This is a genomic window from Lacinutrix sp. YIN62 (assembly GCF_057219185.1).
Map to the genome: position 1 here is coordinate 16,990 of NZ_JBXVVH010000023.1, position 14,780 is coordinate 31,769.

At 33.1% G+C, this 14,780-nt stretch carries 12 protein-coding genes and 2 tRNA genes; 10 read left to right on the forward strand and 4 right to left on the reverse strand.

The features are described from left to right. Positions 1-19 precede the first annotated feature (19 nt). From AC2D8I_RS13800 to AC2D8I_RS13845, 10 genes are all read left to right on the forward strand, one after another. Positions 20-1,087, forward strand: a complete 1,068-nt coding sequence (locus AC2D8I_RS13800; RefSeq protein ID WP_484706609.1) for an anhydro-N-acetylmuramic acid kinase — start codon at positions 20-22, stop codon at positions 1,085-1,087. Positions 1,088-1,450: 363 nt separating this feature from the next. Next, on the forward strand, positions 1,451-2,677 hold the full coding sequence (locus tag AC2D8I_RS13805) for a Glu/Leu/Phe/Val dehydrogenase dimerization domain-containing protein (RefSeq protein ID WP_484706610.1): 1,227 nt from the start codon (positions 1,451-1,453) through the stop codon (positions 2,675-2,677). 1 nt (position 2,678) lies between these two features. Further along, positions 2,679-4,067, forward strand: a complete 1,389-nt coding sequence (gene nhaD, locus AC2D8I_RS13810) for a sodium:proton antiporter NhaD (RefSeq protein WP_484706611.1) — start codon at positions 2,679-2,681, stop codon at positions 4,065-4,067. Between the two features lie 50 nt (positions 4,068-4,117). Then, positions 4,118-4,819, forward strand: a complete 702-nt coding sequence (locus AC2D8I_RS13815) for a MotA/TolQ/ExbB proton channel family protein (RefSeq protein WP_484706612.1) — start codon at positions 4,118-4,120, stop codon at positions 4,817-4,819. Position 4,820: 1 nt separating this feature from the next. Next, entirely contained in the window at positions 4,821-5,213 is a 393-nt protein-coding gene (locus AC2D8I_RS13820; protein WP_484706613.1) for an ExbD/TolR family protein, read from the forward strand. Between the two features lie 10 nt (positions 5,214-5,223). Next, positions 5,224-6,237, forward strand: coding sequence for an energy transducer TonB (locus tag AC2D8I_RS13825; RefSeq protein ID WP_484706614.1), 1,014 nt, complete (start codon positions 5,224-5,226; stop codon positions 6,235-6,237). Between the two features lie 548 nt (positions 6,238-6,785). After that, entirely contained in the window at positions 6,786-7,658 is an 873-nt protein-coding gene (locus AC2D8I_RS13830) for an energy transducer TonB (RefSeq protein WP_484706615.1), read from the forward strand. A 3-nt stretch (positions 7,659-7,661) separates the two neighbouring features. Continuing rightward, positions 7,662-8,879, forward strand: a complete 1,218-nt coding sequence (locus AC2D8I_RS13835; RefSeq protein WP_484706616.1) for a bifunctional folylpolyglutamate synthase/dihydrofolate synthase — start codon at positions 7,662-7,664, stop codon at positions 8,877-8,879. 372 nt (positions 8,880-9,251) lie between these two features. Beyond that, positions 9,252-9,326 (forward strand) — tRNA-Val (locus AC2D8I_RS13840). 31 nt (positions 9,327-9,357) lie between these two features. Beyond that, a tRNA-Val gene (locus AC2D8I_RS13845) sits at positions 9,358-9,432 on the forward strand. Between the two features lie 288 nt (positions 9,433-9,720). Here AC2D8I_RS13845 and AC2D8I_RS13850 read toward each other — a convergent pair. The 4 genes from AC2D8I_RS13850 to AC2D8I_RS13865 all read right to left on the reverse strand — a co-directional run bounded on the left by AC2D8I_RS13850 (position 9,721) and on the right by AC2D8I_RS13865 (position 14,727). After that, the gene (locus AC2D8I_RS13850; protein WP_484706617.1) at positions 9,721-11,742 is read right to left on the reverse strand and encodes a DUF349 domain-containing protein; all 2,022 of its coding nucleotides are present in this window, start codon (positions 11,740-11,742) and stop codon (positions 9,721-9,723) included. 225 nt (positions 11,743-11,967) lie between these two features. Further along, positions 11,968-12,729 (reverse strand): shikimate dehydrogenase family protein, encoded by a 762-nt coding sequence (locus tag AC2D8I_RS13855; protein WP_484706618.1) that lies wholly within the window; start codon positions 12,727-12,729, stop codon positions 11,968-11,970. Further along, complete coding sequence (locus tag AC2D8I_RS13860) at positions 12,698-13,720, reverse strand: DUF368 domain-containing protein (RefSeq protein WP_484706619.1); 1,023 nt, start codon at positions 13,718-13,720, stop codon at positions 12,698-12,700. The genes AC2D8I_RS13855 and AC2D8I_RS13860 overlap by 32 nt, the downstream gene beginning before the upstream one ends. Continuing rightward, positions 13,720-14,727 (reverse strand): DUF368 domain-containing protein, encoded by a 1,008-nt coding sequence (locus AC2D8I_RS13865; protein WP_484706620.1) that lies wholly within the window; start codon positions 14,725-14,727, stop codon positions 13,720-13,722. Before AC2D8I_RS13865 ends, AC2D8I_RS13860 begins: the two co-directional genes overlap by 1 nt. Between the last annotated feature and the right edge of the window lie 53 nt (positions 14,728-14,780).

Sequence of the window (14,780 nt, forward strand, 5' to 3'; positions counted from 1 at the left end):
ATTACTATTTTTACTTGATATGATAAAGAATGAGTATAAAGTAATTGGTGTTATGTCTGGAACGTCTTTAGATGGCATCGATTTGGCATTAGTGACGTTTAATTATAGTAACAGCTGGGGATTTAGTATAGGTGTTTCAGAAACAGTAAGTTATTCCGAGGATTGGTTGCTTAAGTTGAAGCATTTAATAAAGTATTCAAAACAAGAATTATATGAAATAGATGTTGAATATACATTGTACTTGTCTCAAATTATTCAAAAATTCATAACAAAGAATAATCTAAAAGAAATTGATGCTATTTGCTCTCATGGGCATACGGCTTTGCATAAGCCAGAAGATAAGTTGACTTACCAAATAGGAAATTTACCAGTATTAGCAAAACTATTAAAACAAACTGTTGTTTGTGACTTTAGAGTACAAGATGTTGCCTTAGGAGGTCAAGGCGCACCTTTGGTTCCTATTGGCGATGAGTTATTGTTTGAGGAATACGAGTACTGTGTTAACCTAGGTGGTTTCGCTAATGTTTCAACTGTAATTGCTAAAAAAAGAATTGCTTTCGATATTTGCCCTGTTAATATTGTACTTAATAAATACGTTTCAGAATTAGGATTAACTTATGATGATGAAGGGACATTAGCTTCAAAAGGTACTGTTAATAAAGCCCTTCTCACAGCCTTGAATGCCTTGCCCTTTTATAAGGCGCCTTATCCTAAATCATTAGGTTTAGAATGGGTGAATGCGGTTGTTTTTCCTTTAATAAACCAATATAACCTTCCAGTTGCTGAAGTGCTGAGAACATTTGTAGAACATATTGCTATTCAAATTTCTATGGTCATTAATAAAAAAGAACAAGCTAAAATTCTGATAACTGGAGGAGGTGTCTTTAATGTATTCTTAATGTCTAGAATTACATTTTTTAGTAACAATAAAATTGTTATCCCCACAAAACGCATTATAGAATATAAAGAAGCTCTAATCTTTGGTTTTTTAGGTGTTTTGAAACTGCGTAATGATATAAATTGCTTAGCTAGTGTAACAGGTGCAAAGCATGATCATGCTTCGGGGAGAATATATTCCGTATATTAGTTATAGTTTTAAAGGCAATATAAGCAAATGCTTAAGAGAATAGGGAACTAAAAAATGTGCTAAAATATTGATGATTATACTGTTAATTTTATTTTAATTAATAATGTTGCTAACATAAGATACTGTTAATTTGCTCTATAAAACGTCAATTTTTAAAAAAATAATAACATAAGGATAAAGAAATGGTGATATAAATTTAATAATAAAAACAGCTTTACTTTTTAAAGCCGTTTTTAGTTTTTTATATTTGTTGCAATTAATCTATAAAAACTTTCACAAATGAATCAGCTTTAGAGACGCTTTAATAACACTTACTCCCGGAAAATTAAATATTAAAGTTAAAGAAGAATCAAAATACCGTAAATGAAAGCATTATTAAAAAAGTACGAAAACAAAGCACCCGAAATTATATTTAACTGGAAAGACGCAGAGACAGATGCAGAAGGATGGACTGTAATAAATTCGCTTAGAGGTGGCGCTGCAGGAGGCGGAACCAGAATGCGGAAAGGGTTAGATGTTAATGAAGTATTATCATTAGCAAAAACGATGGAAGTTAAGTTTACGGTCTCAGGGCCTGCAATTGGAGGCGCCAAATCGGGCATTAATTTTGATCCTAAAGACCCTAGAAAAAAAGGCGTTTTAGAGCGCTGGTACAAAGCCGTTTCACCATTACTTAAAAGTTATTATGGAACAGGAGGGGATTTAAATGTAGATGAAATTCACGAAGTTATTCCTATTACAGAAGAGTCAGGTGTATGGCACCCACAAGAAGGCGTGTTTAATGGGCATTTTAAACCAACCGAAGCAGATAAAATTAATAGAATAGGACAATTACGTCAAGGCGTAATTAAAGTTATTGAAAACCCTGGGTTTTCCCCAGATGTAGCTAGAAAATATACAATAGCCGATATGATTACGGGGTATGGTGTTGCAGAAGCAGTGAAAAATTACTACGAAATATATGGAGGCAGTGTTGTTGGAAAACGAGCGATAGTTCAAGGTTTTGGAAACGTAGGATCTGCAGCAGCTTATTATTTGGCTCAAATGGGCGCTAAAATTGTTGGAATTATTGATATTTCTGGAGGTGTAATTAATGAAAAAGGGTTTTCTTTTGATGAAATCACAAATTTCTTTTTAACCAAAAACGGAAATACTTTAGCAACAGATAATATGATTCCATTTGCAGAGATGAATGAGAAAATCTGGGCTTTAGAAACTGAGATATTCGCGCCATGTGCAGCTTCACGATTAATTACTCAGGAGCAAATAAACCAATTAATAGAAGCGGGATTAGAAGTTATTTCTTGCGGTGCAAATGTCCCGTTTGCAGACAAAGAAATTTTCTTTGGCGAAATAATGGAGCATACAGACGAGCAGGTAAGCTTAATACCAGATTTTATTTCAAACTGTGGTATGGCTAGAGTTTTTGCTTATTTTATGGAACGTAAGGTTCAAATGACAGATGAAGCTATTTTTCAAGACACATCAAATATTATAAAACAAGCGATTCAAAACGTTTATGATAGGAGCCCCAGTAAGACAGAAATTAGTAAAACAGCTTTTGAAATAGCATTAAAACAACTCATATAGAATGGAAACAGTTATAATTTTAGTATTTGTATTTGGTTATTTAGCCATTACATTAGAGCACAATATAAAAATAGATAAACTTATTCCTGCTCTGGTTATGATGGCCATAAGTTGGGCACTAATCTCGTTAGGTATAGATTCCTTTTCAGAATGGTTTGATTCTGCAAACCATGGTTTAGTCGAAGGCTATAGTGCATTGGGACATGACAGTAAAATGCATTTAATGGAAGAAACACTGCTGCACCATTTAGGAAAAACAGCCGAAATATTGGTGTTTCTTTTGGGAGCAATGACCATTGTAGAGATAATAGATTATTTTGACGGTTTCTCAACAATAAAAAACTTTATAAAGACAAAAAAGAAATCCAAGATACTTTGGATTTTTTGTGTTTTAGCATTTACCCTTTCTGCGATAATTGATAATTTAACAGCAACAATTGTATTAATATCTATTCTGCAAAAGATTGTAAAAGATAGAAATGTACGCATATGGTATGCCGGTTTAATTATTATAGCAGCCAATGCAGGTGGTGCTTTTTCTCCAATAGGAGACGTAACTACAACAATGCTATGGATTGGAGACAAAGTTTCTACAGGACATTTATTTGGTTACTTATTTATACCTTCTTTATTATGTATGATTGTGCCAGCAACTATAGCTTCTTTTTTACCAGCGTTTAGAGGGGAATTGGATGTCGAAGAAATAGAAAATAAACCTAAAAGCAGGTTTAGTGGTATAATGTTATACCTTGGTTTAGGAGCCATTGTATTTGTTCCTGTATTTAAGGTCGTTACACATTTACCGCCATATGTCGGGATGATGTTGTCCTTAGGTGTTGTTGCTATTTTTGCAGAAATTTATAGTTCTTCAAAGTTTAATTTAACACAATTAGAAGACGAAAATGATTCCCATGCACACCATAGTCCAGTACACCATTCTTTATCCAAAATAGAATTGCCTAGTATTTTATTTTTCTTAGGAATTTTAATGGCTGTAGCCGCTTTAGAATCTTTGGGCATTTTATTTGGTTTTGCATCCACATTAAAGGAATCTATTCCAATGGTAGGAACAGAAATGGTAGGTACCGAAGTATCAGATTTAGTAGTGCTATTATTAGGTGTAGGATCTGCTGTAATAGATAATGTCCCATTGGTAGCAGCCAGTTTAGGGATGTTCTCAGAAGGTATGGATGATCAATTATGGCATTTTATAGCCTATTCAGCAGGAACAGGAGGGAGTATGCTAATTATAGGATCTGCAGCAGGTGTTGTTGCAATGGGGATGGAAAAAATAGATTTTTTCTGGTACCTTAAAAAGATTTCCTGGTTAGCTTTGGCAGGCTTTTTAGCTGGCGCAGCGGCATTTTTAGTTACAAGAACCCTATTTTAATTATACTTAATATAAAAAAATAACGTTATACCCTAAATCAACCCTAAATTATGTTAAATACCATATTACAAGATACCGTAGAAACCACAGGAGTGCTAGCAGAAGGAGAATCAGTAGAAAAAACCTTATCAATAATAGAGCTAATAAGCAGTAGCGGCACAGCAGGAATAGTAATAATAGCCGTTTTAGGTTTACTATTAGTAATGGCAAGCTATATTTATTTTGAACGTCTTTTTGCTATAAAAGAAGCATCAAAGATCGATTCTAATTTTATGAATCAAATAAAAGATTATGTTAGTAATGGCAAAATAGATTCTGCACAAAACCTATGTGCACAGGCAAATTCTCCAGTATCTCGGCTAATAAATAAAGGGATTTCAAGAATAGGAAAGCCTTTAGAAGATATAAATACAGCCATTGAAAATGCCGGTAGACTAGAAGTATACGGTTTAGAGAAAAATGTAAGCGTATTAGCAACCATATCTGGTGCAGCACCAATGATTGGCTTTTTAGGGACAGTAATCGGTATGATAATTTCAATATTTGAAATTGCAAATTCAGGCGGTTCTATAGATATAAAAACCCTAGCCGATGGATTGTATACGGCAATGACCACAACAGTAGGTGGATTGGTTGTTGGAATTGTAGCTTATATCGCTTACAATCATTTGGTTGTGCGAACCGATAAAGTGGTTTACCAAATGGAGGCAAACTCATTAGACTTTTTAGACCTTTTAAACGAACCTATATAATATGAATTTACGAGGCCGAAATAAAGTTACACCAGAGTTTAATATGTCGTCTATGACGGATATTGTTTTCTTGTTGCTTATCTTTTTTATGATTGCGTCTACCTTAGTTTCTGCAGAAGCAATAGATCTATTATTGCCAAAATCATCAAGTAAGACTACACAAACAAAAAGTATATCAGTAAGTGTAAATAAAGACAATCAATATTTTGTGAATATGAAACAAGTCGCTAAAAATAGTTTAGAGGCAGAAGTTTTAGCAGAAATAGGAAAATCGAGTACACCAACAATAACGATTCGATCAGATCAAGATGTAGAGATGAAACATGTGGTTTTTATAATGGATATTGCTAATCGTAATAAGATAAAATCTACGTTAGCCGTTAAATCACAGTAAAATTATGTAAATGAAATACTTCGAGACCAAACACGAGCGTAATGCAGCAAAAATAACAACATTATTATTATTTATTCTAGTATTACTTTTATTTGTGGTTGGGCCTCCATATATGGATCCACCACCAGAGTATGGTGTCGCTATTAATTTTGGTTCCGCTAGTGCTGTAAATAATGATGACCTAGTAGCGGAACCAACTAATACAGAAGAAGCTCAAGTCGCTGAAGAATTAGAGGAGGCAGAAGCAGAGGAGATTATAGAGGAGAATGTTGCAGAAGAACTGATTGCAGAAGAACTTATAGAAGAAACGATTGAAGAAGTCGTGGAAGCTGAAGACGAAGAGGAAGAGGAGGAGTTAGAGGAAATAGAAAAAGAGGCGGAAGAGCTCTTAGCGCAGCAAGAGGAAGCTGCATTAAAAATAAAACAAGCTAAAGCAGCAAGAGACGCAAAGAAAAAAGCGGAAAGTAAAGCAAAAGCAGCAGCAGAAAAACAAGCTAAAGAAAAAGCAGCGAAGGCTAAGGCAGATAAATTAGCAGAAGCGGCAAGAAAAAAAGCACAAAGAATAGCTGCTGAGGAAAAAGCAGCTAAAGCTAAATCCAGTGCAAAGGCGGTAGCAGAGCGTACAGCAAAAGCAGCAGCAGCTAAACAAAATGGAGGAGGAGACTCTGAAATTTCTTTTGCACTTATTGAAAATGTACCAATCTATCCAGGGTGTGAAGGGGGGGATAATAATGCTAAGAAAAAGTGCATGAATACTAAAATCAAGAAATTTCTTGGTGAGAAGTTTGACAAAGAATTAGCATCAGATCTAGGCTTAACAGGGATACAGGATATAAAAATTTACTTCAAAATAAACAGTAACGGAGATATTGTAGACATAAAAGCTAGAGCTTCTAAGCCCGAATTAGCAGCAGAAGCTAGACGTGTTTCTAAATTATTGCCTAAAATGAAACCTGGTAGACAACAAGGGAAAGCAGTAACAGTAAAGTATTATTTACCGCTTAAAATTCAAACTGGGAATTAAGCTTTAAAGGCGTTTATAAATGGTTAGGAGGCTTTAAAATAAGCTCATTGTTTTTATAAGTGGTTTCGTTTAAAAGACCTCTTGTATAAAAAATAACCTTATAGCTTTTACATTCCTCAATTATGTTAAATACCATATTACAAGATGCCGTAAACAAAATAAGCAGAATAGCAGTAATAGTAAAATTAAGTACACAGTAGTTAATAATTTTACCAGATTAAGATGCTGAGAAGAAGCATCGTTTTTTTATAATGAATATTGCTAATTATAATAAGCTGAAACCGATATAAGTTATTAAATAGTAGTAGAGTAGCTTGTTATAATGGTGTTGTGTTTATTAATATTTTCTTAAATATTAACCCTATATAAAAAAAGTTGATTAATTAACATTTTTACGATATATAATTTGGCTATAAATACTTTAACTCTAGCATATAAAACATTAAATTTATTGTGTTCTAAGAAGTGTAAATTGTTAAAATAAAATCTAAAAGAAAACATTAGGTATTCGATATAATTGTTGGCAGAAGAGATTAAAACAGAAACAGATGAAGTATTTTGAAACCAAACATGAGCGTAACTCAGCAAAAATGACAACATTATTAATGTTGATTTTGTTGTTATTATTATTTGTAGTTGGTCCTCCGTATTTAGATCCTCCACCAGAGTATGGTGTCGCTGTTAATTTTGGAGATTCTAATGTAGGGAGCGGTAAAGTACAGCCAGATAAACCTGTTAAATCTCAAGATTTAAATGTGAATAAATCTCCTGAAAAAGCACATTCTGACTCCAAACCAATAGAAGAAAATCAAGAAAATGAAGCGCCTGAAAATATTGATTCTAAAGCGGATTCAGAAGAAATTATGACGCAGGAAACAGAAGAAGCTATTGCGTTAGAAAAGAAAAAAAAAGAGGCCGCTAATAAAGCTGAAGCAGAGCGAATTGCTAAGGCTAAAGCAGCAGCAAAAAAGAAAAAAGAAGAAGCGGATAAAAAAGCGAAACTAGATGCTATGATGGGGGGACTCAACAATTCTGAAGGCGAATCATCAGGAAGTGAAGGGAATGCTAATCGTATAGGAGATAAGGGACAATTAAATGGAACGCCTTATGCTCCAAGTTATTTTGGGAATTCAGGAAAAGGAAATGGAGGCGTAGGTTATGGGCTAAACGGTAGAGGTAGGCCCTCACGAAAAAAAATAATCCCAAAATGTCAAGAAGAAGGACGTGTTGTGGTAGAAATACATGTAGATAGATCTGGGAAAGTAGTTAAGGCCATTCCTGGAAAAAAAGGAACTACAGGAAACTCTTGCTTATTTGAAGCGGCTAAAAAAACAGCTTTATCTCATAAATGGCCAGCAGATTCAAAAGCACCAGTAAAGCAAATAGGATTTGTTAAAATTGATTTTACAGTAGGGCAATAAATAATGAAATATAAAGAGACCTTAAATTGGATGTTTGTACAACTTCCAATGTATCAACGACAGGGCAAAGTGGCATATAAGGTAGATTTAGCTAATACCGTTTTACTTGCTAAGCATTTAAAGCACCCTGAAACTAAATTTAAATCAGTACACGTTGCTGGTACAAATGGAAAAGGGTCAACAAGTCATATGTTGGCATCCGTTTTACAGGAAGCGGGCTATAAGGTCGGGTTGTATACTTCGCCGCATTTAAAAGATTTTAGAGAACGTATAAAAATAAACGGCATAGAGGTTAGTGAAAAATTTGTTGTAGATTTTATAAGAGAGAATAAAGTTTTTTTCGAATCTAATGGCCTTTCTTTTTTTGAAATGACTGTAGGTATGGCTTTCGATTATTTTGCTAAAGAGAAAGTAGATATTGCTATAATAGAAGTAGGGCTTGGTGGGCGATTAGACTCTACAAATATAATAATTCCAGAAGTTTCTGTTATTACAAATATAGGATTGGATCATACTCAATTTTTAGGTAATAATTTAGAAGCTATCGCTACTGAAAAAGGTGGGATTATAAAAAAAAATGTGCCAGTTGTTATAGGCGAAACTCATAAAGAAACAGAATTTGTATTCTGTGATTTAGCTAAAACATGCAAGGCTGAAATAATTTTTGCAGATAAAGTAAAGACTAAACCATATGCTAGTGATTTAATAGGGCAATATCAATTTAAAAATATAAAAACGACAATTCAAGTTGTTGAAGCATTACGTTTGAAAGGATATTGTATTTCTGAAGCGCATTTAAAAAATGGTTTTAAAAAAGTGGTTAAAAATACGGGGTTGTTGGGACGTTGGCAAATATTACAAAAGCAGCCTAAAGTTATTTGTGATACGGCTCATAATGTCGAGGGATTAACACAGACGATGCAGCAACTTTTACAAGAAGCATTTAAAGATTTGCATATTGTTTTTGGTGTTGTTAGTGATAAAGATTTGGAGTCAATTTTTAACGTTCTACCTAAAAATGCAATTTATTATTTTTGTAAGCCTAATATTCCACGTGGCATGGAGGTCTTGGAGTTACAAAAGCAATTTATATTAAAAGGGTATAAAGGAAAAGTCTTTCCTTCTGTTACATCGGCCTATAAACGAGCTTTAATTAATGCCGGGCAAAATGATGTCATATATATCGGAGGTAGTAGCTTTGTAGTGGCAGAAGTTGTTTAAGAGACAGCGCTCTTCTTTTTGTAAAAAGTATAGAATATAACGAATTAGAAGAGATCATATAATATCACGGTATAATGTTTTGAAAAACTAAAGCATAAGTGTTCGTTTTTTTTTGAAGCGGAAAAATGCTATTTGTAGTAAGTAAGACGCTTCATGTTATAAAAAAAGTATTAGAAACTCAGTAATTGGCGAAAAAGGCTACCGCACATTAATTTATTAAATATTTATATTTTTTTATTTCACTTATAAATAGCTTACTGTTAGTGTTTAAAGTCTTGTGAAAGGGATGTATTAAATATATTTGTAAAAAAAACTCTAAAAATATTTTGAAAGGTTAAACTTTGGCTTATCTTTGCATCCGCAATCAGGAAAGGGCGCGTAGCTCAGTTGGTTCAGAGCACTTGGTTTACACCCAAGGGGTCAGGGGTTCGAATCCCTTCGCGCCCACTCTTTCAAAATTGCAAGTTCGTTTTATTACGGGCGCGTAGCTCAGTTGGTTCAGAGCACTTGGTTTACACCCAAGGGGTCAGGGGTTCGAATCCCTTCGCGCCCACAAATAAAAGGTTTCCTGTTTATGGAAACCTTTTTTTATTCCATTTAATTATAGATATTACTCGGATTAGAACAATTCATAAAATTGTAGAAGATCATGATGGATCAATCCCAAAACTGTAGAGTTATATAATTAACAACATTTATACGGAATTATTTATTTCTACTTATAAGGTAATTTAAGGACGATTTAGCGATGCTTTAGGGGTTGTATAACTACTAATTGTATTTAAACAAAAATCCTGCTTAAATAAGCAGGATTTTTGTGTATTAAAATAAACCAAATATGTTAATCTGTTTGTGATTCTGTTTTTTCAGATTTAGTGTCTACTTTATAGAGTTCCTTTATTTTTCGAAGTTTACTATTCCAAATGTTTAAAGCGTCTTTGTGTCTTTTAATATTGTCATATACATTTTTCACCAAGGGGTTTTTTTCATCTGCATGTTTAAAGAACTGTAAATTATTCTCTAGTTGATTAATTTCATTTTTAATTTCGTCTACTTTTTTTCTAATGAATGCGCGTTCATTATCTAAAACTCTAGAATCATTTGCGGTGGATAATTCTTGAAGTTTGTTTTCAAACTTAATCATTTCCACTTCTGTTTTGTTCATATCTAATGTTTTGAACAAACGATCTAGAGCAGTATTAAAATCACTCTCTATTTTACGCTTTTTAGCGGGAACCCTGCCTATGGTTTTCCATTTTGCGATAAAATCTTTTATGGTGGCCAAATCTGTTTTTTGTTCGCCTTTCAGTTTTACTTCAGACACTTCTTTTAGAAGTATTTCTTTTTGCGTGTATGCAAGCTCTTCTTCTTCGCTAGCGGCATTGCGTTGCGCATGAATACGATCAAAATAGGCATTACAAGCGCCTTTGAATTTTTTCCATATTTTGTCACTATCTTTTCTAGGGACATGTCCTATACGCTTCCAATCGCCTTGAATCTTTTTCATTAAAGGTGTTGTGGTTTCAAAGTCATCACTATCCTTATGTTCTTCAGCAATTTTTATTAATGCTAGTTTTTTCTCTAGATTGTCAAATTGATCCTTTTTAAGGTTCTTGTAGAATGCATTTTTATTTTTGTTGAAATTCCTAACGGCGTCTTTAAATTTTGCCCAAGTTGCTTCATTAACTTTAATAGGGACTTTTCCTGCTTTAAAGAACTGCTCCCTAAGTGCTTCTATTTCTTTTATGGCACTTTGCCATTCGTTATGAGATTTTATAGTTTGAGTTGTCTTTTCTTCTATTTTAGAAATAATATTATGTTTTATTTCTAAATTCTTCTCATAAGTTTTATCTAAATTAGCAAAGTATTCTTGACGTTTATCATTAATAACTTTAGTTGCTTGCTTAAAGCGTTCCCAGATTACTTCTCGGTGTTCTTTTGCAACAGGGCCAAGGTCCTCTTTCCATAGTTTATGTAAAACTTGCAATTCTCTAAAAGCACGATTGGTATTGTCATCTTGTGCTAATTCTTCTGCACGCTCAATGATTTTAGTTTTTTTATCTAAGTTGTGTTGGAAATCTTTATCTCTTAAATCCCTATCTAAATGAAGCAGATCATAGAATTTTTCAACATTAAAATGATAGCTATTCCAAGCATTGTTATATTTGTCTCTTGGAATTGGACCTGCATTTTTCCAGCGTTCTTGAATATCCTTAAACTGTTTGTATTTGGTATTCATAGTTTCATCAAGACTAGTTAATGCTTTGATGTCTTCTATGATTTGTAATCTGTTAGAAAGATTATCTTTGAGGTTTTTTTCTATGCCTTTATAATGTGCACTTATCTTAGATCTATAGTCTTTGTATGTGTCATTAAAACTACGTTTTAAAGGGCTACTGTAATGAAAATCTATGCTGTTGCCTCCTTGACTTATGAATTCTTCTTTTTTCTCTTCAATAAGGGCATTGAATTTTAAGTTAAACTCGGTTTTAATGCCTTCTACATGCGATTTAATCGCTTGTATTTTCTCTTGCTTCACTAATTTTTCAAATTCGATAACCAATTCATCTAAGGACATAGCGTGGTAATCTTTCACTTCTATAGTGTGGCGTTCTATATGCCCTTCATCTTCAGCGTCTTCAGCATTAGAGTCATGAATTTCATTGATCAGGTCGTCGTCACTATTGGCTTTTAAAGCCGCAGCTTCACCTTCATTAGAGGGGCTTGCGTGCGTTTTACTTCCTTCTGAATCAATCTCTTTTTGAGAGCTTGTATTCATTGATTGTTCTTCTGTAGAGAGGTTGATATCATCTTTGATTTTTTTTTCTCCATCTGCATTTAGCAGGTTATCTTGCTCTGACATTTTATTAAACGTTTAAGGTTTTTTCATAAAAATAGATGTTAAAGATAGTAAAAGTTCATTATTTTATATAGTATTTAATTGTTATAAATAAAGAAGCTATCGTTTTATACTATAGATTAATGGCCTTTTGGAGCGTAAAATAGTGCTATAATATGGTTTTATAGTAATGTGTATTTGCTTTGCAATGGCAAAGTGTAATTTAGAGTGATTAGCGCAGTATTCTTATTATTTATTCCAAATGCGCCATGCTTTTTCAGCTTGTAATTCTAACATGTGAAACCCATTTACTATGGTTGCTTTTTGTTGTTTGCCTAGTGTTAAGAATTTAGTTTGTTCTGGATTGTAGATTAAATCGAAGAGTATATGGGCTTTCGTGATGCCTTGATATGGAATGTCTGGACAATTTTCTATATTAGGATGTGTGCCTAAAGGAGTACAGTTAATGAGTATTGTATGTGTTTCTATGATAGTCTTAGAGAGCGAATCGTAAGTGTACTTTACTTTTGGAGCTGGTGTTCTGGATACAAAGTTATAGTCTATGTTTAATTGTTTTAAAGCATAAGCGACTGCTTTACTGGCGCCTCCAGTACCTAATATAAGTGCCTTTTTATGGTGTTTTTTTAGAAAGGGTTTCAATGCTTTTTTAAATCCATAAAAATCGGTATTATATCCTTTTGTTTTGCCTTTTTTTGAAATTTTTATTGTGTTTACTGCTCCAATAGCTTTTGCTTTTTTGTCAAGCTTATCTAAATAAGGAATAATGCTTTCTTTATATGGGATTGTGACATTTAAGCCTGATAGATTTGCCGTTTGCTTAACGTGTTTGTTAAAATATTCAATAGTATCAAGGTCAAAATTAACATAGGCTGCGTTTGTAATGTTTTCTCTTGTGAATTTGCTTTTAAAATAGGTTCTAGAGAATGAATACGCTATATTTTTTCCTATTAACCCAAATTTACGCATCGGTTTGTTTTGTTTTTTTTCCATATAATTCTAATGCTAAAACGATAGCGATTCCCAAAATTATAAACGCTAAGGCGATATAGGTTTCTGAGTTTGCTTTAGGGATAAAACGGCTATAGTTTTCTATAATTTGTTTTCCAGCAGAGTCTAATAGGAAGTCACCATTATTTTGAGTTTTGTAAATAGTCTTTTTCCACGGCCAAACAACACCAAGTGAGCCTATTATAAAGCCAATAATTGAAGCGGTTGTAACACTTTTAAAATGTTTTAAAATGAAATTTAAAACATGAGAGAAACTAACGAGGCCTACTATAGAACCTAAGGTAAAAACAACTAAAACTTTTAGCATTCTTATACGTTCTAGGTTATCTATAAAACTAAAATTTCCTCCAAGGATTTCATAGATAGTATCATATAACGCATTTACAGAATCGACTAAAAGTAATACATAATTACCTAATAATATAAGAATGAAAGAGCCTGAGAACCCAGGGAGCGTCATTCCAGAGACGCTAATAATACCGCATAAAAAAATAAACCATAGGTTATCGTTTTCCATAGCTGGGTCTAGAAAACTAATACTGAGACCAACAATGGCACCTATAGATAATGCTAAAATTGTTGTCGCTTTCCAGTCTTTAAAATCTTTGCCTAAATAATAAATGGAACCTACTATCATGCCAAAAAAGACACTCCAAACAAATAATTCGTAATGTTTAATGAAATAATCTAATAATTTAGAAATACTAAAGTAACTAACTATCATTCCTGAAAATAATAAACTTAGAAACCGACCATTGATATAATGAAAAAAGTATTTAAATCGCCCTCTTATAAGTAATTTAAAAGCAATGCCATTTACTTGTTTTAAGGAATAGATAAACTCTTCATAAAACCCAGAAACAAAAGCAACAACACCTCCAGAGACTCCAGGAACTTTATTTGCAGCTCCCATTGCTAATCCTTTAAGAATTAAAAACAATTTGTCTGTAAATGTTCTGGTGTTTTGCCGCATTATTGTTTTTTTGTGCCTAGTTTTTCTAAAATAAAAATCGTTAAGAAACCTGCAATCATTAAGAATATAGCAAAGGTTAGTTGATGATCTATAGCATTTAACTCTAAAAAAGTAAGAGGGGAGATGCTTTCTTCTACCACTGTTTTATACGATTCGAAATCATTATTTCTTCTTTGAAAAACGGATAGAGTACTTAGGTCTGAAATTGACGAAAACGGAATAACTTCCCCTGTTTCGTTACTCATTACAGAGACTGTTTTTTTCCATGGCCAAACCTTATTTAAAGAGCCCAAAATAAATCCAGTAAGTATTGCTAATGTTGTATTATGATAGTTTTTGAATAGCCATTTTAGAATATGACTGAAACTTAATAGGCCTATAACTGCTCCAGTACCAAAAAGCGCAATTTTTTTTATATCAAAATTATAAAAGGCATTACTTAATGTTTTGTAAGCTCCAAGAATAACCAAAATAAATGAACCAGAAATACCAGGTAATATCATGGCCGAAATAGCCAAGGCTCCTGCGAATAATAAATAATAGGGATTCGTATTTATAGCCAAACTGGGTAGGCAGGTAATGTAAAATGCTACAATAGCTCCAATACTAAAGGCTGTAATAGTTATTGCATTCCATTTGGTTATTTGTTTGCCTACAAAGTATATACTAACCAGAATAAGGCCAAAAAAGAATGACCATATAAGTATTGGATGGTACTCTATTAAATATTTGGCGAGTTTCATAAAAGATACGAAACTAATCATAATCCCTATAAGGAGGGCTATAATAAAATTGCCGTTTACAGCGTTCCAAAAGGCCTTAAACCCTTGTTGCCTCCATATTTTAAATAATGATAAGTTTACGTTACTTATAGTCGTAATAAGCTCTTCGTAAATCCCAGAGATAAGCGCAATTGTTCCTCCAGAAACTCCAGGAACAGCATCTGCTGCACCCATAGTAACACCTTTAAGTGTAATGACAAAATAGTCTAATAAACGTCTTTGCATATTTGATTTTTAGCTAAGAGAAAATCAAGATCGATTCTATAATCAAAGGTATG

Coding starts and splice junctions, on each gene's coding strand:
- AC2D8I_RS13835 (WP_484706616.1), top strand. CDS start 7,662: ATGAAATATAAAGAGACCTTAAATTGGATGTTTGTACAACTTCCAATG.
- AC2D8I_RS13800 (WP_484706609.1), top strand. CDS start 20: ATGATAAAGAATGAGTATAAAGTAATTGGTGTTATGTCTGGAACGTCT.
- AC2D8I_RS13805 (WP_484706610.1), top strand. CDS start 1,451: ATGAAAGCATTATTAAAAAAGTACGAAAACAAAGCACCCGAAATTATA.
- AC2D8I_RS13830 (WP_484706615.1), top strand. CDS start 6,786: ATGAAGTATTTTGAAACCAAACATGAGCGTAACTCAGCAAAAATGACA.
- AC2D8I_RS13825 (WP_484706614.1), top strand. CDS start 5,224: ATGAAATACTTCGAGACCAAACACGAGCGTAATGCAGCAAAAATAACA.
- AC2D8I_RS13865 (WP_484706620.1), bottom strand. CDS start 14,727: ATGCAAAGACGTTTATTAGACTATTTTGTCATTACACTTAAAGGTGTT.
- AC2D8I_RS13820 (WP_484706613.1), top strand. CDS start 4,821: ATGAATTTACGAGGCCGAAATAAAGTTACACCAGAGTTTAATATGTCG.
- AC2D8I_RS13860 (WP_484706619.1), bottom strand. CDS start 13,720: ATGCGGCAAAACACCAGAACATTTACAGACAAATTGTTTTTAATTCTT.
- AC2D8I_RS13815 (WP_484706612.1), top strand. CDS start 4,118: ATGTTAAATACCATATTACAAGATACCGTAGAAACCACAGGAGTGCTA.
- nhaD (WP_484706611.1), top strand. CDS start 2,679: ATGGAAACAGTTATAATTTTAGTATTTGTATTTGGTTATTTAGCCATT.
- AC2D8I_RS13855 (WP_484706618.1), bottom strand. CDS start 12,729: ATGGAAAAAAAACAAAACAAACCGATGCGTAAATTTGGGTTAATAGGA.
- AC2D8I_RS13850 (WP_484706617.1), bottom strand. CDS start 11,742: ATGTCAGAGCAAGATAACCTGCTAAATGCAGATGGAGAAAAAAAAATC.